Genomic DNA, 22,159 nt, shown 5'->3' with positions numbered 1-22,159 from the left:
CTTAAAAGGCGAGTAAATGAATTTTTAGTTAATTAGGGAGAAAGAAGTGATGAAAATGCGGATCGTCCGTTTGGTCATGTTGGATGCAGGGATTATTGCGGCTTCAGTGTGGCTTGTGTTTTTACTTCGGTTTGATTTTCAAATCCCTGAGATGTACGTGTGGATGCTTCCGTGGGCAATATTGATTCACATTGCGGTGTATGCGGCCTTCTCATTTGGATTCAAAGTGTATAACAATATCTGGCGATACACCGGAATGAGAGAGTTACTGCAGCTTCTAAAAGTGAGTGTATTAACCCTCGTTGGAGTGATTGTTGTCAACGTATCCACCCATGCAGTAATTCCTTCCTATCGACTACCGATTTCTATCTATTTTGCAGCGGGTTATGTGTTTCTGGGCATTGTTGGGTTACGAATGGTTAAACGTCTTCTAAATGATGGATTTGAGACAACGGGTGTGAAGGATGCCTTCGAAGGTAATCTTCTAATCGTTGGGGCTGGTAAAGCTGGAATCCTCGTTACGAAAGATATCAAGCATTCAAGGTTCAAATTTATGCATCCCGTTGCCTTCATTGATGATGATGCATCTAAACAAAAGCTGGAAGTAATGGGGCTGCCGATTGTGGGTAACCGAAATTTCATTCCCGAGGCCGTGAAACAGCTGGACATTGCATTCATTATTATTGCCCTTCCGACAGCGCCACATAACGACTTAATGGAGATTATTGAGATCTGCAAATCAACAAAAGCACAGATTAAGCTAATGCCTAGTATGACAGAAATTTTGGACGGGAAAATGGCAGTCAATCGAATTCGTGAAGTGTCCGTAAATGATTTGCTGGGTAGAACGCCTGTTGAGATTAATACTGAAGAGATTCGTGAGAATTTAGGGAGTGAGTGTATTCTCATCACGGGTGCAGGAGGCTCCATTGGCTCAGAACTGTGCCGTCAGCTAGCTGCGTATCGTCCGAAGGAAATGTTGCTGCTTGGTCACGGTGAGAACAGCATTTACCTGATTGAACAAGAGCTACGCCAGTTATATCCCGATCAGAAGATTCAACCTATCATAGCTGATATTCAGGATGTGTCGCGGATCGATAGTGTTTTTCAGAATTTCCGACCTACGATTGTGTATCACGCCGCTGCGCATAAACATGTGCCCCTGATGGAGATGAATCCGGTGGAGGCGGTAAAGAACAACGTTATCGGAACAAGGAATGTAGCGGAAGCGAGTGCCAAATATGGTGCTAAGCGGTTCATTCTGATCTCTTCGGACAAAGCGGTTAATCCAACAAGTGTCATGGGAGCTACAAAGCGAGCTGCAGAAATGATTATTAATGATCAGAATTCATCTAGCAAGACGGTTTTTGCTGCTGTCCGTTTCGGTAATGTTCTCGGTAGTCGGGGAAGTGTTATTCCGTTATTCAAAAGACAGATCGAGAGTGGTGGCCCGGTTACGGTTACCCATATGGATATGGTGCGGTATTTCATGACGATCCCTGAAGCAGTGCAGTTGGTTATCCAGGCGAGCGTACTGGCACAAGGTGGCGAGGTGTTCGTGCTTGATATGGGTAAGCCGGTTCGGATATACGATCTAGCAAGAGATTTAATACGTCTGTCGGGCTTAGAACCCGATAAAGATATCCCTATCGTGGTCACGGGCATTCGTCCCGGAGAGAAATTATTTGAGGAACTCCTGACAGAAGAGGAGGGATTGATGGTCACCAATAACTATCGCATCATGATCAGTCGGCCTCAAAGTGTTTCCAGATCCGAATTGAATTTGGTCCTTGGTGTGCTGGAGAATTTGTGCAAACGGTACGAATTTGTGCCAAGCAGTTATCAGATTAAGAAATTATTAAAGCAGCTTATTCCAAGCTATTCGGGCTTTCAGGAAGAACCACAGGTGGCTACTCATGAGCTTGAACGGATCAAATCCGAAGTTCATGCGGGGATCTAAGTGATGAAGTCGTTTATGAGTAGATGGAACAAGAAATTGCGTTTGCGTGGCAAGAGTGACAAGAAATTCACAAGAAAGCAAATAGTCATGCGGCGAATTGGAAGATTCGCCCTGATTAGTTTTCTGATTGTGATTGTAATTGGTGGCATTTGGATTAGAGGGGTATTAAATGCTGAGCAGCGATTTCAAAAGGCTACCCTTAATCCATTAACGATACCTAACTCGAAAATTTCTGCAGTACCTGTGGGGAAGACGCAGTCGGATGGGACTACAAAAAGTCCAGCAAATGCGGATGGCGTGGTACTACCATCGACTGAACCAGCAGCATCGCCAGAAGCAACCGATAAAAAAACTTCATCCTTTAATGTTGTATTAATTGGAACAGATACGTGGGGTGGGGAAATCTCGCGTGCAGACACGATAATGGTTGTGCATGTAATGCCGGAACAGCGGAAGGTGAACATCGTCTCTGTACCGCGCGATACAAGGGTTTATGTACAAAATGTTGGCTACACCAAAATTAATCATGCTCATATTGTTGGTGAGTCCAAAGGTGGGAATGAGCAAGGAACGTTGACGCTCATTCAAGCGGTGAGCGACTTTATGAATATTCCCATTCATCATTACATCAAGACGAATTTCTCTGGAGTTCGTGATTTCATCGATTCAATCGGTGGGATCGACATGGTAATCGATCAGGATGTCACAATAACCCCAGAGATTACCATCAAAAAAGGCGAACAGCATTTGGATGGTGTGCATGCTCTCTACCTTGCTAGGGCGCGTTACTCTACTCCGAACGGTGACTTTAGTCGTCAAGAGGAGCAATTCAATATCGTTAGAGCTGTGGCCAATAAGCTGTTGAGCCCTGAGCATCTTCCGGATCTGGCGGGATTATTGCTCCATGAAAAGAAAGACATTATCGATACAAGCTTCAGTGACAGTGATTTGCTCAGCTTAGCTTGGTTATTCAAGGGAATAACTTCCGAGGACTTTAAATACGAGCAGATTCCAGGCAACAACAGTTTTGGTTCTGATCCGCTAGTCAGAACTAAGGTGTACTACTGGAGTGCTGATTTAAAACAGGTGAACTCACTGAAGGAACGTCTTTTTACGGATTAAGAGAAAGGCGGGAGGAGTACTAACATGTATCGCCATATGAAACGAGGCTTCGATCTTGTGGGAGCGATCGTTATGTTATGTATATTTAGTCCAGTCATGGCTGTGGTGGCGTTGTTGATTCGAATGAAGCTTGGAAGCCCAATCTTGTTCAAGCAGCAACGACCAGGGCGGGGAGAGAAACCCTTCTTTATCTACAAATTTCGGACCATGGCTGAACTGTATGACACGCAGGGTCAGCCGTTACCAGATGAGCGACGATATATCAAATTTGGCGGAATCATCCGGAAGCTAAGTCTGGATGAACTACCACAATTGGTGAATGTTGTGAAGGGAGAAATGAGTCTGATTGGTCCAAGACCCTTACTCATGCGTTATAGCCCATACTATTCCGAACAGGAGAGGTTGCGTTTCTCAGTAAGACCAGGAATTACGGGATTAGCACAGGTGTCAGGACGTAATACTTCGTCGTGGAAAGACCGGCTTTCGTATGATGTCACCTATGTCGAGAATTTAAGTTTCAGACTTGATGCGCTGATATTATGTAAGACCGTTTTGAAGGTGATTCGCCAGGATGATGTTGTAGCCAATCCAGGTCGGCATAGCCTGCCTCTGGATGAGTATAGGCTGAATAAAAAGGAGGGCCAGGCATGAGTGTGCAGTTTAGACCGCTGCATGAAGACGATATACATCATGCATGCCGGCTCTTGAAGAGCAACTTACCGGAGCATGTGTACAATCAAACGATATTTGCTTGTACGGGTTATCCAGCATATCTACAAGCGGCTTGTAAGTGTGGAGGTCATTCGGCCACATTGTTGATTGGAGCCTATATTGGAGAAGTGCTCATTGGATTCGCGGAATGGCGAAGAATGGAACAAATATTGGTTCTGAATAATTTAAACGTGGATGCGGCGTTTCGCAAGGACGGTATTGGCGGAATGCTCATGGCGTACGGAGAGAAATTAGCCAAGAAGGACGATATTAAGAAGTTGGTACTGGATGTGTTCTCGTGGAATGAACAGGCGCATGCTTGGTACCTTCGCCTTGGCTTTGTAGAAGAAGGACGTACTTATTGGTATGTGAGGGATCTGGATCGTTCATTAACGGCTAGCGCAGATGTTATTGCTTCTGGAGTGGATATAGATGATGAAGAAGTGACTTACATTATTGATGATTACCCAATGGCAGAGGCTCATCATCTAAAATACGGATTTTCTTCATTTAGGATTAGAACGAAGCAGAAGACTTCAGTTGTGGGCCGGCTCGGCGAGCAGTATTTTCGCATCCAACTGCAAAGTGGGGAGTGGGACGGCGGATATCCACTAACCGATGTGTTACTCGACCTTGACCGGGAGAGAAAGCTGTTATTGCTCTCATCCGATGCATTCTTACGTGAGAGAGATCCAGCGCTAAGCTTAAGCACTGAAAGTATACGTATGATCAAGATATTGGATTAGCAGCGAATGCTTCCAAAGTAAGTTTTGTCGAAGTACCTCAAGGAAGCGTACGCTAACATAACTTTTAGGAGGTGACGTATGAGTGATTTCATTGTGCTTAATAGCTCGCATTCTGAAGAATGGGATGCTTATTTGAATCAGATGGATAGTAAGGATATCTATTTTTCTGCAGATTTTTTTCGGCTGTTTGAGGATGATGATCACCAACAGGCAGAGCTGTTTGTTTTTAAGCAGGGTGAGAAGCTCATCATTTATCCTTACTTACTTCGCTCCATTAGCCATCTTCCCGCAGTCATCCAGCTGGGACTTGAAGGAGAATGGTATGACATCAGCACACCTTATGGATACGGGGGGCCAATATCTAATGTGCCTATAGGAGCGGAACGAACAGAGTTGTACCGACAATTCAGTGATACGTTTACAGATTACTGCAGAGAGAAAAAGATCATGACCGAGTTTGTAAGATTCCATCCTTTCATAGGCAATGCCGCTGAATACCAAAAAGGGCTTACTACGGAGCTCAATCGGAATACAGTATACATGGATTTGACAGTTGGCTCAGAGTCAGTGCTAATCCAGAACTATGGCAGCAATCATAAAAGAAATATCCGTAAATTAAAGTCAGCTCCATTCACCATTCGAAAGTCGGATCTTAAGGATCGGATCGAGCCTTTCATCGAGTTATATTACGGGACGTTAAATGATTTACAAGCAGATCCCTTTTATTATTTCCCTCGAAAATTTATAGAAGATACAAGCCTTATGCCAGAAGGACGGGTAGCGCTGTTTGAGGCGATGGATGGGGAGAGGAGTGTAGGGGCAAGTATTGTACTCCTTGATCGACCATGGATGCATTATCACTTATGCGGTTGGGATCGAGCTTATCTGCAGTGGTCACCCACCAAATTTCTCATCCACGCAGCAGCCGTGTGGGGGATGGAGAATGGATACGACAAATTCCATCTCGGTGGGGGATATAAGGGGAATGACGAGTTGTTTCAGTTCAAGCTAAGATTCGCTACTCAACTAGAACCACTAGATTATTACTTAGGTAAGCGAATATTTTTCCCCGAGGTGTATGAACGAATGATTGCACTCTGTGACACTGGGGTTGCGGGAAATTATTTTCCGCTCTACCGGCATCCATCTCTGTTGAATCAAAATATCATGGACCACGCTCTGAAGTAAGACAATAAGATATGTATTCCATTTGGATTAAAGCATCCAAATGGAGAAAGGAGCAAGGCATGAGTATTCGTCAACCACGCATTCTACCACGAATCTTGTTATCCCCACCGCATGTAAGTGGACGTGAACAGGCTTATTTGGAGGATGCAATTCACTCTGGCTGGATCGCTCCCATCGGACCACAAGTCGATGCTTTCGAGCGGGAGATGGCCGACTATACAGGTTCAAAGGGTGCACTTGCATTAAGCTCTGGAACAGCGGCAATTCATCTCGCACTACGTCTAGCTGGCGTTTCTCAAGGAGATTGCGTGATTTGTTCGACGCTCACGTTCGTAGCTAGTGCCAATCCTATTTTATATTTGGGGGCTACACCTGTATTCGTAGACTCAGAACCAGAGACATGGAATATGTGTCCACTAGCCTTTCAGCGGGCCTGCCTGGATTTGAATGATAGAGGGATACTGCCTAAAGCAGCTGTTGTTGTCAATTTGTACGGGCAGAGCGCAGACATGGAACCAATTGTAGAAATCGCGAATCGTTACGGTATTGTTTTAATAGAAGATGCTGCGGAATCCCTCGGTGCCTTTTATCACGGAAAGGCCAGTGGTACTTGGGGCCGCTTCGGAATCTATTCTTTCAACGGGAATAAAATTATTACAACCTCAGGTGGAGGTATGCTTGTATCGGATGATACCGATGCATTAGATCAAGCCCGTTTCTGGTCTACCCAAGCACGTGACACTGCTCCACACTATCAGCATTCCGAAATGGGTTATAACTACCGGCTAAGTAACCTGTTGGCAGCTATAGGACGAGGGCAACTGGAGCTACTTGAGGAAAGGGTCGAACGTCGTAGATATATTTCTCAAGTGTACTCAGATCGATTGGGATCCATTCCGGGTCTTCATTTCATGCCGGAAGCGCCAAATTGTCGCAGTACACGCTGGTTAAGTGCGCTAACGATTGATGAAGAAATCGCAGGCTTCTCCGCTAATCAACTCTTAAAGTGCCTGGAATTCAACAATATAGAAGCTAGACCTGTATGGAAACCACTACATTTGCAACCACTGTTCGAGAACGCCTTCTATTATCCATACATGGAGGGACATAGTGTATCTGATCAATTGTTCACAAAAGGTGTATGTCTACCTTCCGGTAGCTCTTTATCGGATGATGATCTGGTACGCGTAATGGATGCGATAGAGTCTTGTATTCAGAACCGCTGAAAAATTACTTAGCAATCCATCCGTTAGCACCGGTTCCGCTTTCCTTCACATAAAAAGTGGCTTTCGCTACACCATCTGTTCGCATAGCCAGACTTCCAATCGGAGCGGTAATGGTTCCCTCAGGCGTTCCTTCCACGATAAATACTGCAGGAAGTAATGTTCCACCAACGAGTCGGACTGCCCGTTTGAAGTTACCATAGGTAGAGAACCATTCAGTTAAAGCATACGGATTATACAAGGTACCAAGAGAAGTACCCTGCATGGCAACCAATGTTTCGAATTCTAGAATGCGTTTTACCTTTACAGAACGGGTATCGAACACTGCTACATTGTTCAGGTGCAGGAAGGGCTTAGCTGCACCATAAGAAGACGCTAGCACGACTTGATTGGTCCCGCTGTTACGGACAATCATATTGTCGACAGTAACCATCGCGTCAGACTCTGTTGTGAATAATTGTAAGGTACTGCCCGTTAAGTCCTGTGCATCTATCGTCCCCACATAAAGATCTCCTCCGTCGATTCGGACTCCGCTTGCTAAGGTGGAACCCGAGCCGTACATCCCTAACGAGCCGATATGCAATCTTGGTTTTCCTCCAGCAGCATTAAACGCAGCGTAGATCGCAGGGCCGCCGATTCCATCGAACCTTGCGCTTCCGATATCAATAAATTGTGAATAGATCGTTTGTAGACCGTAATTAGCTTTATGATCCGTCGAGCGAATAGACAAATGGCTGATTTTTAGCGTCAATCCATAGGACAGCAATGCTGGACTTACTGATCCACTTACACGCATATCTAGTGAACCGATGTCGAGAGTCCAGAGTCTCGTTATCTCATCTGAAAGTCCAGTTGTCATATCATTGCCGAAACCAGTTGTTGTCAAAGAGTCGAATCGCTGATAAAAGCTACGCGTTCCCTTGAAGATGTCGGGTTCTACATCGAGTGAATTGGCGCCATTAAACCCAGGTGCACCACCTCGACTGTTATTTAATACCGCTCTGTTGACATGAAGCTGGTCTACAAAATGGACTACAAAGTTCTTTCGACCAGCCGTTTCACAGTACGCATATCCGATATGCACATTAACGGATGGGATATCTTCTGTCCCTCCAATGAAAATATTATCACCATAGCAATCATGAGAGTACACCGATTCAATCGTTATATTTTGCGAAGAAGAAATGAACAAGCCATGAAGTTGATCGTTGACGGCTGTTTTAACAGTCGAAGCACTTCCGTCTATTTCGAGGCTGCCGGATATCGTGATGTTTGCGGCATTTAACATAACGAGAACTCGAGTATCCGATGGTGGGTTAGGGGCAAGCACCAATTTTGAGCCGGCTTCAAAGCTTAGGTTAGTTCCGGTTGGAATACGAAGACACCACCATTCTAGGACTGAAGGGTTACGCATGTGGCCGGAAGAGACTTTATATACACCAGGCGGAAAAATAACAACCTTGCGTTTGGCATTTCCAGCATTAATTGCATTTTGAATCGCGACGGTGTCATCTTTGGTACCATTCCCTGTAGCTCCATAGGATCGAACATTCACGTAACCGTTAGTTTCAGGATCTAATTTAATAGAAGTGACTGCTCCGTCCGCAATAACGGACGTTGTTACAGAATTATCTGGAATAGGTGCAGTTGCCATATACTTCACTCCTTTATTTTTTGATTTGAAATATAAGGCTAAGTTTCACGTTATAAATCATCCTTATATTTCTACGAGTAACGGTTGTCGTCCATAAAGGATGACAACATCGTTTCTTCTTAAGTATTTTATGTGAACTTTTCTACAGATGCATGGTACAAAGAGCACTTTACAGGGCGAAAGGAGTTTTTTATTTGAAGGTATTAGTAACTGGGGGGCTTGGTTTTATTGGGTCACATGTTGTTGACCGGCTTATAAGAGAGGGGATCGAAACTGTAATTGTAGATAATTTATCGGGTGCTTCCGGCTCATTCTATAGAAATCCTTCCGCTGTTTTATATCCGTACGACATTCGGGACGAGACTCTGGGTGAAGTCTTTATCCGTGAGAAACCGGATGCGGTCATTCATCTGGCTGCACAGATTGACGTAGGAGAATCTCAGCGCAATCCATTGTTTGATGCGAATGTGAATATTGTTGGCACACTTAACGTCCTGCGGATGTGTGAGGCCCATCAGGTTGAAAAGATCGTGTACGCCTCGTCGGCCGCTGTATACGGTAATCCTGAATATTTGAGCATTGACGAGAAACATCCCTTAAATCCTGAATCTTGTTATGGGGTATCAAAAAGTGTTCCTGAGTCTTATATTCGGATGTTTGCCAGCATGCATGGGCTGAAGTACACCATTCTTCGTCTTGCGAATGTATATGGACCTCGACAAAGCTCGCATGGTGAAGCTGGTGTCGTTTCGATTTTTCTGGATCGCATAAAGCAAGGCAAGGAGCTTGTGATTTATGGGGATGGAGAACAGACCAGGGATTTTGTCTATGTTGAGGATGTTGCACAGGCGTTTGTAAATGCGGCTTGTACAGATGAGAATGCGGATAATCAGATCATAAATATTAGCTGCGGGGTGGCGACCTCCATTAATACGATTGTAGAGATGATAGGCGGTATTACAGGTCGGGAATCCCAGACAACCTATGAACAGGCTCGACCGGGAGATATTCTTCACAGCTATTTAAACAATAGTAAAGCAAACGAGTTGATGTCCTGGTCACCTCACCATGATCTTCACCAGGGACTCAAGAAGACGATTGCAGCCCGATTGACTGTAGGCAGTGCTGTGGACCATTAATCGCAAATATCGAAAGGGGTCATCCCCATGGAACGAAAATTAAATTCGGAAATGTTTGTTCTACGTAGTATAGCCTGCTTAAGTATAGCGCTGTTACATGCTTTATATCGAGTCTATGACGATGGGAACACGCCTTGGGTAGAGTCAGTGGGTCTACTGCTTACATTTGGCACACCGGTATTCGTATTTATCTCGCAATTCGTATTGTCTTTTGCATACCCGGGCGGAATTCCCGCGAAATTTTGGGAGAAACGGATCAAGTATATTTTGCTTCCTTACTTTTTTTTCGGAGCTTTGTACGCAGGGTTAAAAGGATTGGATATGGCGGGCAGTGAGGGGATTCCGCTTCTTCAAGCTTTTTGGTACTTTCTCTGGCGTCATTGGTTACTTGGCGATTTTCATGGCTACTTTATCCTAATTATCTTTCAGTTTTATGCCTTGTTCCTCTTATTTCAAAAGCATGCCAAAAAATTCACTCCACGCTCTATACTGATTGCGTCATTCGTTATTAATGTGGCTTACTTAGGTTTTTTCAATTTCACCAAACCCGTAGATACGGTAGCTGCTCAATATATTTGGGATAAATTGTATTGGGTTTTCTCTCCGGGGTGGATTTTCTACTTTACTGTGGCTTATTACTTGGGGCGAAATGAGGCTTGGTTCCGGGAAAAATTAAAACAGTTCCGTTTAGCTGTCTACGTGCTTCCAGTTGTAACAGGCGCGTTTGTGCTATTCGTGAATGGGCAAGGCTGGATTACGGCACATAGTTCCAAGAGAATTGATATGTTACTTTTCGCCATGAGCATGATTCTACTACTATTCACAGTGGCTTCTTCATTGAAAAAAGTGCCGCGTGTGCTGGAGTGGAGCAGTAGATACTCCTTCGGCATATATTTGCTCCACCCGTTGTTGTTGGCTTTATTCGTCAAACTTCCTTCTTCGTTCGGGTTGCAAAACCTTGGACTATTCAGTGTGCTTCTCCAATTTGTTGGATGTGTGGTAGGATCGGCGATCATCATGAACATAGCGAATCGTATTCCAGGCGGAGCCTTTGTGTTCGGTCGAGTCGGGATTGGAATCAATCAGAGAAAACCCCCGAAACCGCTGGATAAGCCCATAAGCTCGAGTATAGGGAACATGAACTAGCTAAAAATAGACCACTAAACTTCCGTTTTTCAGGTGATTAGTGGTCTTTTAATATTGTCTTGGCTCTTACATCGCACTAGTTTCGGACCGTATAGTTGTTATTTCTATAAAAACACACATTTTGGTATTGGTTTTGAGCAAAAAGCAGCATCTGAGTCCAATAATCTCGCAAAATGGACAAAACCATTAAAATAAGGGCACCTCAGACCGATCAATAATCGAGGGGATCTGAAATAGTTGGAATTATCGGTGAATCCTATTATAATGGGTTTCTTGATTAAATGTAATTATGAATATTCAAACAATTACATCCAGAGAATAATGCATCGTGCAGAACTTTAGGAGGAAACGAAAGTGGAACTTGGAATAAGTACCTTTGTCGAGACAACGCCCGATGTCCAAACGGGTGAGACAATAAGTCATGCAGAACGACTACGTGAAGTAGTGGAGGAAATTGTACTTGCCGAAGAGGTGGGACTAGATGTATACGGAGTGGGCGAGCATCATCGTAATGATTATGCGGCTTCATCACCTGCGGTTGTGTTAGCTGCAGCTGCATCGTTGACTTCGAAAATTCGTTTGACCAGTGCCGTAATGATCCTGTCTTCAGCAGATCCCGTACGTGTATTTCAAGATTTTGCAACGCTAGATGGCATTTCGAATGGACGTGCAGAAATTATGATCGGCCGCGGCTCGTTTACAGAGTCTTTTCCATTATTCGGCTATGATCTGAAAGATTATGAAGAACTCTTTAATGAGAAGCTGGAATTGTTATTAGCCATCCAAAAGTCAGAAAAAGTAACCTGGAGTGGTAAACATCGAGCGGCCATAAACAATTTGGGGATTTACCCGCGTCCGGTTCAAGATCCGTTACCGATTTGGATTGGGAGTGCAGGTAGTCCAGAGTCTGCGATCCGCACTGGAGCATTAGGTTTACCTTTTGTATTAGCTATTATTGGAAATGTTCAGCCGCTTGATTATGCGAAGCATGTGCAGCTTTACAAAAAAGCAGCGGCTGAAGCCGGATATGATCTTTCAAGCCTGCCTATTGCCTCACACTCACACGGGTTTATTGCTGAGACTAATGAGTCAGCACTGGAGAAATTTTTCCCTTCAACGCATGCTCGGACCAATGTGCGGGCGAAGGAAAAGGGGACACCACCATACCATCGTTCCGATTATGATTCAGCATGCAGCTTTGATGGCGCTTTGTACGTAGGTGATCCAGAAACCGTTGCGAACAAAATCATTCATCTTCGCAAACATGTGGGAATTACGCGATTCTTTTTACATATGCCTCACGGTACAATGCCTCATGAGGATGTTATGCAGGCGATTAGACTGCTGGGAACGGAAGTAGCTCCTCGTGTTCGTGAAGAAGTAGCGCGCTGGGAAGCAAGTAATCGTTAACGAATAAGCTGCGTCCTTAGGACGTGGCTTTTTTTGTGCGGTATACTAAAATAACGAATAACGTTATATAAGGGAGGGGCAATGGAGACTATTCATTATTTATCTCAATTCAATTTGCTTCAATCGTTAGCGCTGGAAGATCTAATGGAAATGGAAGAGTTAACTCGAATAACAGTAGTTCCGAAAAATACATATATCCAGACACCGACAACCTTCTCTGAAGGATTATTTTTTGTGAAAAAAGGAAAGGTGCGTTTATACCGATTGAATGCGGATGGGAAGCAGTTTACTTCGGATATTCTGAGTGAGGGTAATGTTTTTGGTGAAATGAACGTGATTTCGTTTGGAACCAAAGATCATTACATTGAAGCCATGGAAGAGTGTCATATCTGTACAATTGATCCTGTAAGATTTGAGGAATTCGTAGCTACTCGACCTAGATTTTTGATGTCATTAATGCAAGTATTGAGTGATCGTATAAAAAGTATGAGTCAGTTAACTCAAAACCTAGCCATCGGAAATCTGCATGATAAAATATTGTGCGTTCTTTTAAAGCTATCGGATCAACTAGGCGTTAAAAGTGAGGATAATTATTATAAAATCAATGTTCCACTGTCACATCAAGAAATCGCCAATTTGATTGGTGCGAGCAGAGAAGCGGTTACTGTGGCATTGCAAGAATTGGTAAAAGCTGAGGTGCTTCAGACTGGGTTCAAAACTATACGTATCCATCATGATAAGATTTTGGAAAGAAATTTATAAAGATTATGAGTTGTAAATGAGATTACATCTTTATGGTTAGAAATACCCGTATCCTAGATATAAGAAGAAGGTTATCCAAGCCTTTAAAATCATAGGTGAAGGGAAGATTTATATGGAGCATAGGAAGGGAGCTCGAAAAGTTAGCGATATTCCTGCTGATGTTGTTGGACTATTGCATAAAGGACAATTACAGACTGTAAATCTAACGGAATGGCTTGCTGTGGACCATATGGTCTTGATAGAAAATGTACTGGACGAGCTAGGTTTTAGACAGGAATCCGAACCAATTTTACAAAGGCTTCGCGATTCATCGGAAAAGAAAATCATGAAGCTCATACCGGCTATCGCGCGGGAGTGGCAACAGGTATTGGAGTGCAAATCAGAGGTGGAACAAGTCCGAGTATTCTCAGCATTAGCACAGCATCGTTCCGATAGTGTCCGCTGTTGGGCTGCCTATATGATCGGTCTAAATCAATCTTTAAGTCTATCGCAAAAGCTAATGGATATCCGTCTCTTTGCAGCGGATGATCATTTTGGTGTACGTGAGATTTCATGGATGGCTTTAAGGGAATCGGTCATTGCAGAATTGGATGAATCCATTAAGTTCTTAGAGAGCTGGGTTCATGATCAAGATACGAACATAAGGAGATATGCAATCGAATTGACGCGGCCACATGGGGTATGGGCGAAGCATATTACTGCGCTAAAAGAAAACCCAGCAATAGCACTTCCATTATTAGAACCACTTAAGTCAGATCCGGCAAAATACGTTCAGGATTCTGTAAGTAATTGGTTGAACGATGCGAGTAAAAGCAATCCAGACTGGGTGCAACAGCTTAGTGAGAAGTGGTTAATTTCTTCGGATTCCAAGGAAACGAAACGGATTGTAACACGGGCAACTAGGAGTATTACTGATCTACGTTGAAAATGAATTGTCGCTTTAGAATGGATGATAAACGTCAAACACTATGGCTAATTAGCTAATAAGTGTTGGCGTTTTTTTATTGTACCGAAGAAGGAGGCTTGGATAATTAAAGATATCTAATAGTTCTGATTTATTATTTAAACCTAGAAGCGTATAAATATTTATATTGTTAATCTGGAATCCATCTGTTATACTCAAAAACACAAAATGTTATAAAATCTAACATTGAATTGAGTTGAGGAGGATTTGACTATGAAAAGACGAACGTTTCTGAAGGTTGGTGTCATTTTATCAGCGGTTTTGCTAGCAGGATCGTCATCTAATGTTATTTTTTCTGACACGATGGAAAGTGCGTATAAACCGAAAACGCATGTTCTAAAGGCGAATTCGGAGACTGTTCGCTGGGGGAATATTGGTAAAGGTGATCCAGCTTTAACAGTACAATCGGGAGATATTGTGACGGTCGAGGCCATTACGCATCATTCCGGAGATGATTACGATCGGATGATTAAAGGGGATGCGGGTGTTGAAGATATTTTTCACTGGATAGAAGGGGAGAAGAACGAAGCGCTTCGTGGACCAGGCGTACATATTTTGACGGGACCTATCGCAGTAGAAGGCGCTGAGCCAGGGGATGTTCTGGAAGTGAAGATTCTGGACATGAAGCTGAGACCTAATGGAAATGACAAATATGCAGGCAAAACCTATGGCGTGAATGCCGCGGCGAACTGGGGTTATCTATATGGAGATATGGTTGAGGAGCCGAAAAAACGTGAAGTGGTCACCATCTATGAGATGGATACTGAAGGTGGGACGGATTATGCAACAGCTGTTTATAACTACAAATGGACAGTGCAAACCGATCCGGATGGTCAAGTGCACCCGACAATCGACTACCCAGGTGTAATTGTAGACCATAATACGATTGATAAGAACTTTGATGTATTGAAAGGTATAAAGATTCCAGTACGTCTCCACTTCGGCACGATGGGTGTGGCGCCTAAAGAAGCGGATATTGTAGATTCAGTATCTCCTTCATACAATGGTGGCAACGTTGATGATTGGCGGATTACTGAAGGTGCAACGATGTATTTTCCTGTATCCGTACCGGGTGCGTTACTGTCGATTGGTGACCCGCATGCCGGCCAAGGGGATTCCGAGATTAACGGAACTGCGATCGAGACATCAGTTACTGGTGATATACAAGTCATTCTTCATAAAAAAGCAACGCTTAACCAAAAACTGAGTGGGTTAAGTTTCCCATTACTTGAAAATGAATACGAATGGGTTGTGCATGGCTTCAGCTACGCTAATTATTTGGAGGAGCTGGGGGCTAGTTCTCAGACGGATATTTTTAAAAACTCGTCCATCGACAAAGCAATGAAGGATGCCGCTCATAAAACAAAAGATTTTTTAATGGCTGGAATGGAATTGAGCGAGGATGAAGCGTACTCACTGATGTCTGTGTCCGCGGATTTTGGAATTACACAGGTGGTGGATGGAAACTGGGGTGTGCATGCTTTAATCGATAAAGGCCAATTCGGTGATTCGGAGCGCAAGGCAGTGGGATTACGTAACAGCTTTGAAAGCTTTGGTGCGAAGGTGAGCTGGAAGCCGACTACTCAGACAGTAACTATAAGCTACAATAATAATGTTCTAGAGATGAAAGTCGGGGCGACGACAGGAATGTACAATGGAGAGATCGTTAAGCTCGTTGCTCCAATAGAAGTTGTAAAAGAGAAGGTTCAGGTCAGCGAATATTTCGCAAAATTTTATAAAGCTAAGTTATCTAAAACAGAGTAGGTCGAATTAGCAATCATTTCATAAACATAATAAGATCCAAACCAGAGAAGAACCGTCTTAAAGTCGGTTCTTTTTTTATATATTTAGACCATCCTGATTTTTGTGGCGTTTTAATAAGATTTGGTTTTCTACACGGACTAGACCATCCAGACAGTAGATGGATTCATGCATAAACCGCTCCATCTCTTCAAGGTTCTCAACTAGAATATGAATGTGAAGAATGCATGGCCCTGTCATTTCATAAAGTACGGCTACGCGTTCATTTTCTTTTAGGACTCTGACAATATGATTTAAATGGGCAGGCTCCACTTCAAGCTCTAGATACGCCGAAATTTTCTTTCCTAATTTTTCTGCGTTGATGACGATTGAGAATTGCTCAATAATTCCTTGATTGACGAGCCGATCAATACGATCCTTAACCGCGACACTTGATAAATTAACTTCTTTAGCTAGATCGGTGTAGGAAATTCTGCTGTTTTGAGTTAGGCGTTCTAATATATGATTATCGATTGGATCAAGCATACGGAGTCGTTCACCTCTTTTTCGTAATTGTAACAGAAAAAAACAGGCAATGACTAGTAGTGCGTCACAGCAGGAGTGTGTCTCAGCATTCTCAGCTTAAGATGTTGACATTGAAGAATTATTTCACTATACTGGCTGTAATCTTATATACGATATACGTTGAAGAAGCCCAGTAGTAGCTTAGTCCCTGTTTCAGAAAGCCGGGGGTTGATGAAACCCGGTACACACTAAGAGTACGAATTACACTTTGGAGTATCTCGGCTAACACCGAGCGGAATGGCGAACGATATCTCGTCACGAGTGGCATCAATGCTGTGTTTTAGCATTAGCGTTTCATTGGTGCAATCTGGGTGGTAACACGGTTATTCAATCGTCCCTATGTCTACAATAGACAAGGGGACGATTTTTTTGTTTTTAAATATAAGGATTTATAAGTTTCTCTTCATCAACTATCCTTATATTCGCTTGGCGGACTGATGATTCGTTATAGGATATCTACTAATTTAAGGGGTGTTAGGCAATGAATATTATCGATGAACTAGAATGGCGCGATGCCATCAATCAACAAACCGATGCCGAAGGGCTTAGAGAATTGACCAACCAGAAATCCGTTTCGGTGTACTGCGGTGTAGACCCGACGGGTGACAGTATGCATATTGGTCACTTGATTCCGTTCATGGTACTCAAAAGATTCCAGCTTGCAGGACATCGTCCGGTTATGCTAATTGGTGGTGCTACAGGTACGATAGGTGATCCGAGTGGACGACAATCCGAGCGTTCATTGCAGACGCTGGAGCAAATCCAAGCTAACGTAGATGCGCTTACCGCACAAATGAAAAAACTGTTCGTTACTGATGGCGACAATCAAATTCGTATGGTGAATAACTACGATTGGACGCATAAAATCAATGTGATCGAATTTTTGCGTGACTATGGTAAGAACTTCAGCATCAATTCGATGCTTGCCAAAGATGTTGTAGCGAGCAGATTGGACAGCGGAATTTCCTTTACTGAATTCTCCTACCAAATCCTGCAATCCCTAGATTACCTGCATCTGTACCAGCATGAAGATGTGCAGCTCCAAATTGGTGGCTCCGATCAATGGGGCAACATTACAAGCGGTCTGGATCTGATCCGTAGAAAAGAAGGACCTGAAGCAAAAGCATTCGGTCTAACGATCCCGCTTATGTTGAAAGCTGATGGAACAAAATTCGGTAAATCAGCTGGAGGGGCAATCTGGCTCGATCCAAACAAAACGACTGCGTTTGAGTTCTACCAGTTCTGGGCGAACACTGATGACCGTGATGTTGTGAAATACTTGAAGTACTTTACATTCCTATCTAAAGAGCAAATTGATGCACTTGCGGAAAAAGTACAGACTGAACCGCATAAACGCGAAGCACAAAAAACACTTGCTGAAGAAATGACCAGATTCGTGCATGGTGAAGAATTGCTGGAGCAGGCTAAACGTATTACTGCTGCTCTGTTCAGTGGAGATATCAAATCCCTAACTGCTGATGAGATCGAGCAAGGCTTCAAGGAAATGCCGACCTACGAAACTACACTGGAATCTAAAAATATCGTAGAGTGGTTGGTTGATCTCGGTATCGAGCCGTCTAAGCGTCAAGCACGTGAGGATATCACCAAAGGAGCAATCTCCATGAATGGTGAGAAAGTTAGCGACGTAGCACTGGAAGTTACAGCTAGCGAAGCTATCGGCGGCCGGTTTATCATTATCCGTAAGGGTAAGAAAAACTACAGCTTGGTGAAATTGTCCTAAAAATAAGAGCCTTCCTTATGAATAAGGGAGGTTTTTTGTTGTATTTTAAGTATAGAGGCGGATCATTTGCATATTAAGTGAAATTTGAAAGGTGAAATAGCGAAAATTATGGTAAGCTTAGGATTCGTGTGATTTATGGATTAACATGATATTCTACAACTATAACAGAAAATTAGGAGTGGTAATTTGAGAAGACAAAAACCAATGACCATGGAAGAATTGATGAATGAGTTACAAGGACAGAAAACGTATCAAGAAGATCCCAATCACATCTCTTTCGAGAAATTGTTTAATGAAGCGTTTATGAGTAAGTATTCCAATTACAAAAGTTTCGATGAGTTTGTAACCAAAGGAAACTTTCAAGTAAAGACAGAAGAAGATGTTGCTGACATACCTGATGAACTTTTTGATCGTCATGTAGTTAGAGAAACTAAATTTGCGGATTGGAAATCAATGTTGGAAACAGCGAATAAGGAATACGTCCGTAATTAAAGAAACAGTGTCTGGTAATGCTCTATTTATCTTCAAAGAAAATACACTCCGCATTGTTTTAACAGACAATGGGGAGTGTATTTTTTTATCTCTAGATATTCGACAAACTATGATGTTTTACTCATCGTTGATGCACATACCTATGATTTAATTGAAGAAATAGGAAATAGGTTTCACAAAGCAAAGATTGTATTTACATAGGAGGGGCAGAATCGTATGACAACTTGCATACAGACCTCGAGGCCTGCGACTCTTCATGTCATGTGGAAAACCGTCTCAGAGGATTGTAATCTAGCCTGTGATTATTGCTATTACAGCACAGCAGGGGGACATCCTCATCATCCGATCCGAGTGATGGATACGGATCTTCTGGAGCGGTTTATCGCTCAGTACATGAAAAGATCATCTGGTATAGCGACTTTCTCTTGGCAAGGAGGGGAGCCGCTATTAGCCGGACTTCCATATTTTGAACGCGTGATTTCACTCCAAGCTAAGTACGCTCCACCTCATACGATGATCAGTAATGCGCTGCAGACCAACGGAACGCTAATTCATGAGAAATGGGCGAAATTTTTTAAACGGTACAACTATTTGGTTGGGATTAGTGTGGACGGTCCTGAGCCTATTCATGATGCACATCGTATAACGGGTTCGGGGAAAGGTAGTTATGATCTAGTTATGCGTGGGATTCGCCATCTACAGAATGAAGGTGTGGACTATAGTATTCTGACGGTGATTCATGAAGATAATGTGATGAAACCAGACGAATTGATGGCATTCTACCAGAAACAACAATTTCCTTATATTCAGTTTATCCCTTGCATGGATTTTGTTTCACAGAAGAGTGATATGCCTGGCCGCTTTCGAATTACACCTGAACAATACGGAGCGTTTCTATGCCGTACATTTGATCTGTGGTACAACGATGGGTATCCGGAGCTTCCCATTCGTATTTTTGAGAATATGCTTCTAGTATTCATGCATCATGAGGCGGAGTTATGCGTCCACAACTCATGCTGCCCGAAGATGATGGTGCTTGAAACGAACGGGGATGCCTATCCTTGCGATTTCTTTATAGATGAAGAGCACAAGTTAGGAAATATCGGCCATACCGACCTTGAAGCATTGCTTACCAGCCCCATATATGATGACTTTTTGTTAATGAAACCCAATATGAATGAATCATGCTATAAGTGTGAGTATCTTAGCTTTTGCAATGGGGGGTGCCCGCGCAACCGGAATTGGCTTGATGTTCATGATCGTACTGAGGTTGATTATTTCTGCCGTAGTTATAAAATGTTCTACTCATATGCCTATGAACGGATGATACTGCTAGCAAACCGACTTAAATCGGAGCAGATGCTGGAGTTCAGGAAAAGTGCCAAACCACTTCCAGGTAGAAATGATCCATGTCTCTGCGGAAGCGGGAAAAAATTTAAGAGTTGCTGTCAACCACTATAGCTCAAATTAAAAAAAGGCTGTCCCAACAATCATGCAAATGGCTGTGGGACAACCTTTTTATTATGTTAAAAAACCATTTGATTTCTCACCATAATAGCCGCACCAGTCACCACAGCTTCTTCTTTTAATGTACCTAGGGAGAAGTGAGGTTGGTATTCAGGATAACGGTAAGTGTTTCGCTGTGCCACTTCAACCGCCGTTTGGAAAAACAACTCGTGAGAGTGGATGAGCGCACCACCTAGAATGATGGTCCCAGGATGAAACAGGTTGATAACGTTGGCGAGGCCAATACCGAAGTGAATGGCGGCTTGAGTAAATAATTCACGCGCATGTGGATTACCGTCTCTAAAGGCTTGTACCAATACATCATAAGTTAGTTTCTCAGGCGCCACTTTATATCTTTGGAAGATCAGATCGTTGTCTATTTTCGCCTCTGAGCGCGCACTTTGTTCTAGCGCCTGCACAGATACGAATGCTTCCAGAGCTCCGTAGTTCCCTTCATTATTTAATCGGGGTCCATCTGTCTGGATGATCATTTGACCAATGGCATCTTCCATATCCATCGTGCCATGAACAATACTTCCATGCGACATCATCGCATAGCGGAGTCCTGCTCCAGCATGAACATAGAGCATATGTTGAATGTTAGCGTGACGGATGGACCATCGTTCTCCAAGGAGTGCGGAATTGGCACCGTTGTCGAGTAAAGCTTTGAAGCCCGTTCGTTCCTGCACCAGTTTGCAAATAGGGAGATTGTTCCATCCAGAAGAAGGGAAGTGTAGCGGTTTTAAGATTAAACCATTTTCCCGGTCAAGCGGTCCCACGGCTCCTATTCCTATCCCAATAATTTGACTGTCCTTCAGCTGATGGTCTCTAAGGAAGGCGCGTATTTGATTACTTATGTGATCCATAAATCTTTCAGGTGTGAATGCCTGATCCATTCGCCAGTGAACAATTGATTTTGGGTTCATTTGCATATCAAATAAACCAAGGGAAGAATACAACCTGGAAATCTCTAAACCGATGATGTAGCCGTAGGAAGGATTGATCTGGTATAAAATAGGTCTTCTGCCTCCGCTAGATTCCCCGAATCCGCATTCTATCAGCAAGCCTTCTTCCGTCATTTCATCTAATATTCGGGTCATTGTGCTTTTGGTAAGTGAAAATGTTTGTAGAAGATCTAACTTGGAAACTGTGCCTTGTTCGGCGATTCGGTCGTATAGGAGTTTCTTTGGGGATGGAATGTGTGTCGAGCGCTTTTCCACGATATACCTCCAAGCTATATATAGGATGAACTAGTAAGATCGTTTTTTATAAAGTTTGTATTTATTAACATTAATATAGTATAACGCATAAACCATAGATTGTATTTTACCGTTCAAAAAACTTAATTCCATTTTGGGAAAAAGTGATATAATGAAATTACGACAGAAAATATAAGGGTGGAATCCATGAGAACAACTATGAAAACAAATGCGACGACGAATACAGACCTAAGGATAAGTCTATTGTTCCAGTTGTTTTGGGTATTTGTTCGAATCGGTCCCGTAACTTTCGGGGGAGGTTATGCGATGATCCCTATGATCGAACGGGAAATTTCCACTAAACGGAAATGGCTGGCTGAAGAGGAGATGGATGAAATTCTATCTTTAGCTGGCGCAGCACCAGGTGGGGTAGGTGTAAATGCGGCGGCATTCATTGGTTATCGTCTTGCTGGAGTGAAGGGTGCGATTGCTGCAATCGCTGGGATTACGATTCCAACCTTTATCATTGTTTGTTTGCTTAGCGCCGTTTACTCACAACTGGCCGACCAACCAAAAGTTATTGCCGCCATGAAGGGGATTCATGGTGCTGTTATTGCCTTGATCCTAGTAGCAGCATATCGAATAGCCAAGAACGCTATATTTGACAAGACTACGGCTGTTACGGCGTTGCTTATACCGATTGTTTTATTAGTTTCCGGAATCAATCCCATTTACGTGATCGCAGTTGGATTGATTATCGGTTTTGTATATATGCCAATCAAACAGCTCTTAGGGCTCCAAGTTCGGACAGAGAAGGATTCCTTGAAAGCTTCTGATGAAGAATCGAATTATCCGGAGTATTACATCTAGG

The 22,159-nt window shown here is 43.2% G+C and carries 19 protein-coding genes and 1 other annotated feature; of the genes, 16 read left to right on the top strand and 3 right to left on the bottom strand.

Annotated elements, in window-relative coordinates:
• Window positions 1-49 precede the first annotated feature (49 nt).
• From NST34_RS18745 to NST34_RS18720, 6 genes are all read left to right on the top strand, one after another.
• A complete protein-coding gene (locus NST34_RS18745; protein ID WP_341128534.1) occupies window positions 50-1,960 on the top strand; it encodes a polysaccharide biosynthesis protein in 1,911 nt (636 codons plus the stop codon).
• A gap of 3 nt (window positions 1,961-1,963) precedes the next feature.
• The gene (locus NST34_RS18740; protein WP_341128533.1) at window positions 1,964-3,082 is read left to right on the top strand and encodes an LCP family protein; all 1,119 of its coding nucleotides are present in this window, start codon (window positions 1,964-1,966) and stop codon (window positions 3,080-3,082) included.
• 24 nt (window positions 3,083-3,106) lie between these two features.
• Complete coding sequence (locus NST34_RS18735) at window positions 3,107-3,733, top strand: sugar transferase (RefSeq protein ID WP_143759584.1); 627 nt, start codon at window positions 3,107-3,109, stop codon at window positions 3,731-3,733.
• A complete protein-coding gene (locus NST34_RS18730; protein ID WP_340970572.1) occupies window positions 3,730-4,539 on the top strand; it encodes a GNAT family N-acetyltransferase in 810 nt (269 codons plus the stop codon). The genes NST34_RS18735 and NST34_RS18730 overlap by 4 nt, the downstream gene beginning before the upstream one ends.
• 78 nt (window positions 4,540-4,617) lie before the next feature.
• Window positions 4,618-5,727: a GNAT family N-acetyltransferase gene (locus NST34_RS18725; RefSeq protein WP_076286733.1), complete on the top strand. Its 1,110-nt coding sequence runs from the start codon at window positions 4,618-4,620 to the stop codon at window positions 5,725-5,727.
• A 59-nt stretch (window positions 5,728-5,786) separates the two neighbouring features.
• Entirely contained in the window at window positions 5,787-6,953 is a 1,167-nt protein-coding gene (locus tag NST34_RS18720; protein ID WP_341128532.1) for a DegT/DnrJ/EryC1/StrS family aminotransferase, read from the top strand.
• A 4-nt stretch (window positions 6,954-6,957) separates the two neighbouring features.
• Here NST34_RS18720 and NST34_RS18715 read toward each other — a convergent pair whose 3' ends face one another.
• Window positions 6,958-8,604, bottom strand: a complete 1,647-nt coding sequence (locus NST34_RS18715) for a glycosyl hydrolase family 28-related protein (RefSeq protein ID WP_341128531.1) — start codon at window positions 8,602-8,604, stop codon at window positions 6,958-6,960.
• Between the two features lie 194 nt (window positions 8,605-8,798).
• On the opposite strand from NST34_RS18715, the gene NST34_RS18710 reads away from it, so the two are divergent.
• The 6 genes from NST34_RS18710 to NST34_RS18685 all read left to right on the top strand — a co-directional run bounded on the left by NST34_RS18710 (window position 8,799) and on the right by NST34_RS18685 (window position 15,789).
• Window positions 8,799-9,743 carry an NAD-dependent epimerase/dehydratase family protein gene (locus NST34_RS18710; protein ID WP_341128530.1) on the top strand — a complete coding sequence of 315 codons (945 nt, stop codon included), beginning with the start codon at window positions 8,799-8,801 and terminating at the stop codon, window positions 9,741-9,743.
• Between the two features lie 27 nt (window positions 9,744-9,770).
• Window positions 9,771-10,889 (top strand): acyltransferase family protein, encoded by a 1,119-nt coding sequence (locus NST34_RS18705; protein WP_341128529.1) that lies wholly within the window; start codon window positions 9,771-9,773, stop codon window positions 10,887-10,889.
• Window positions 10,890-11,243: 354 nt separating this feature from the next.
• Entirely contained in the window at window positions 11,244-12,299 is a 1,056-nt protein-coding gene (locus tag NST34_RS18700; RefSeq protein ID WP_341128528.1) for an LLM class flavin-dependent oxidoreductase, read from the top strand.
• A gap of 81 nt (window positions 12,300-12,380) precedes the next feature.
• Window positions 12,381-13,061 (top strand): Crp/Fnr family transcriptional regulator, encoded by a 681-nt coding sequence (locus NST34_RS18695; RefSeq protein WP_076286739.1) that lies wholly within the window; start codon window positions 12,381-12,383, stop codon window positions 13,059-13,061.
• A gap of 112 nt (window positions 13,062-13,173) precedes the next feature.
• A complete protein-coding gene (locus tag NST34_RS18690) occupies window positions 13,174-13,986 on the top strand; it encodes a DNA alkylation repair protein (RefSeq protein ID WP_341128527.1) in 813 nt (270 codons plus the stop codon).
• Between the two features lie 252 nt (window positions 13,987-14,238).
• Entirely contained in the window at window positions 14,239-15,789 is a 1,551-nt protein-coding gene (locus NST34_RS18685) for an acetamidase/formamidase family protein (RefSeq protein ID WP_341128526.1), read from the top strand.
• Window positions 15,790-15,864: 75 nt separating this feature from the next.
• On the opposite strand, the gene NST34_RS18680 is transcribed toward NST34_RS18685, so the two are convergent.
• Window positions 15,865-16,311 carry an Lrp/AsnC family transcriptional regulator gene (locus NST34_RS18680; protein ID WP_076286742.1) on the bottom strand — a complete coding sequence of 149 codons (447 nt, stop codon included), beginning with the start codon at window positions 16,309-16,311 and terminating at the stop codon, window positions 15,865-15,867.
• 150 nt (window positions 16,312-16,461) lie between these two features.
• Window positions 16,462-16,692 (top strand) — a binding site (T-box leader).
• Window positions 16,693-16,831: 139 nt separating this feature from the next.
• Between NST34_RS18680 and tyrS the strand changes: the two genes are divergently transcribed.
• The 3 genes from tyrS to NST34_RS18665 all read left to right on the top strand — a co-directional run bounded on the left by tyrS (window position 16,832) and on the right by NST34_RS18665 (window position 20,044).
• Complete coding sequence (gene tyrS, locus NST34_RS18675; RefSeq protein WP_060624193.1) at window positions 16,832-18,091, top strand: tyrosine--tRNA ligase; 1,260 nt, start codon at window positions 16,832-16,834, stop codon at window positions 18,089-18,091.
• Between the two features lie 204 nt (window positions 18,092-18,295).
• Window positions 18,296-18,583, top strand: a complete 288-nt coding sequence (locus tag NST34_RS18670) for a hypothetical protein (RefSeq protein WP_042189061.1) — start codon at window positions 18,296-18,298, stop codon at window positions 18,581-18,583.
• 216 nt (window positions 18,584-18,799) lie between these two features.
• Complete coding sequence (locus tag NST34_RS18665; RefSeq protein WP_341128525.1) at window positions 18,800-20,044, top strand: anaerobic sulfatase maturase; 1,245 nt, start codon at window positions 18,800-18,802, stop codon at window positions 20,042-20,044.
• Between the two features lie 65 nt (window positions 20,045-20,109).
• Here NST34_RS18665 and NST34_RS18660 read toward each other — a convergent pair whose 3' ends face one another.
• On the bottom strand, window positions 20,110-21,309 hold the full coding sequence (locus NST34_RS18660; RefSeq protein WP_341128524.1) for an ROK family protein: 1,200 nt from the start codon (window positions 21,307-21,309) through the stop codon (window positions 20,110-20,112).
• Between the two features lie 186 nt (window positions 21,310-21,495).
• On the opposite strand from NST34_RS18660, the gene NST34_RS18655 reads away from it, so the two are divergent.
• Window positions 21,496-22,158 carry a chromate transporter gene (locus NST34_RS18655; RefSeq protein ID WP_341128523.1) on the top strand — a complete coding sequence of 221 codons (663 nt, stop codon included), beginning with the start codon at window positions 21,496-21,498 and terminating at the stop codon, window positions 22,156-22,158.
• Window position 22,159: the final 1 nt, after the last annotated feature.

Source organism: Paenibacillus sp. FSL H7-0714, from assembly GCF_038003765.1.
GTDB lineage: Bacteria > Bacillota > Bacilli > Paenibacillales > Paenibacillaceae > Paenibacillus_AQ.
This window is presented reverse-complemented; position numbering and strand designations above follow the sequence as displayed.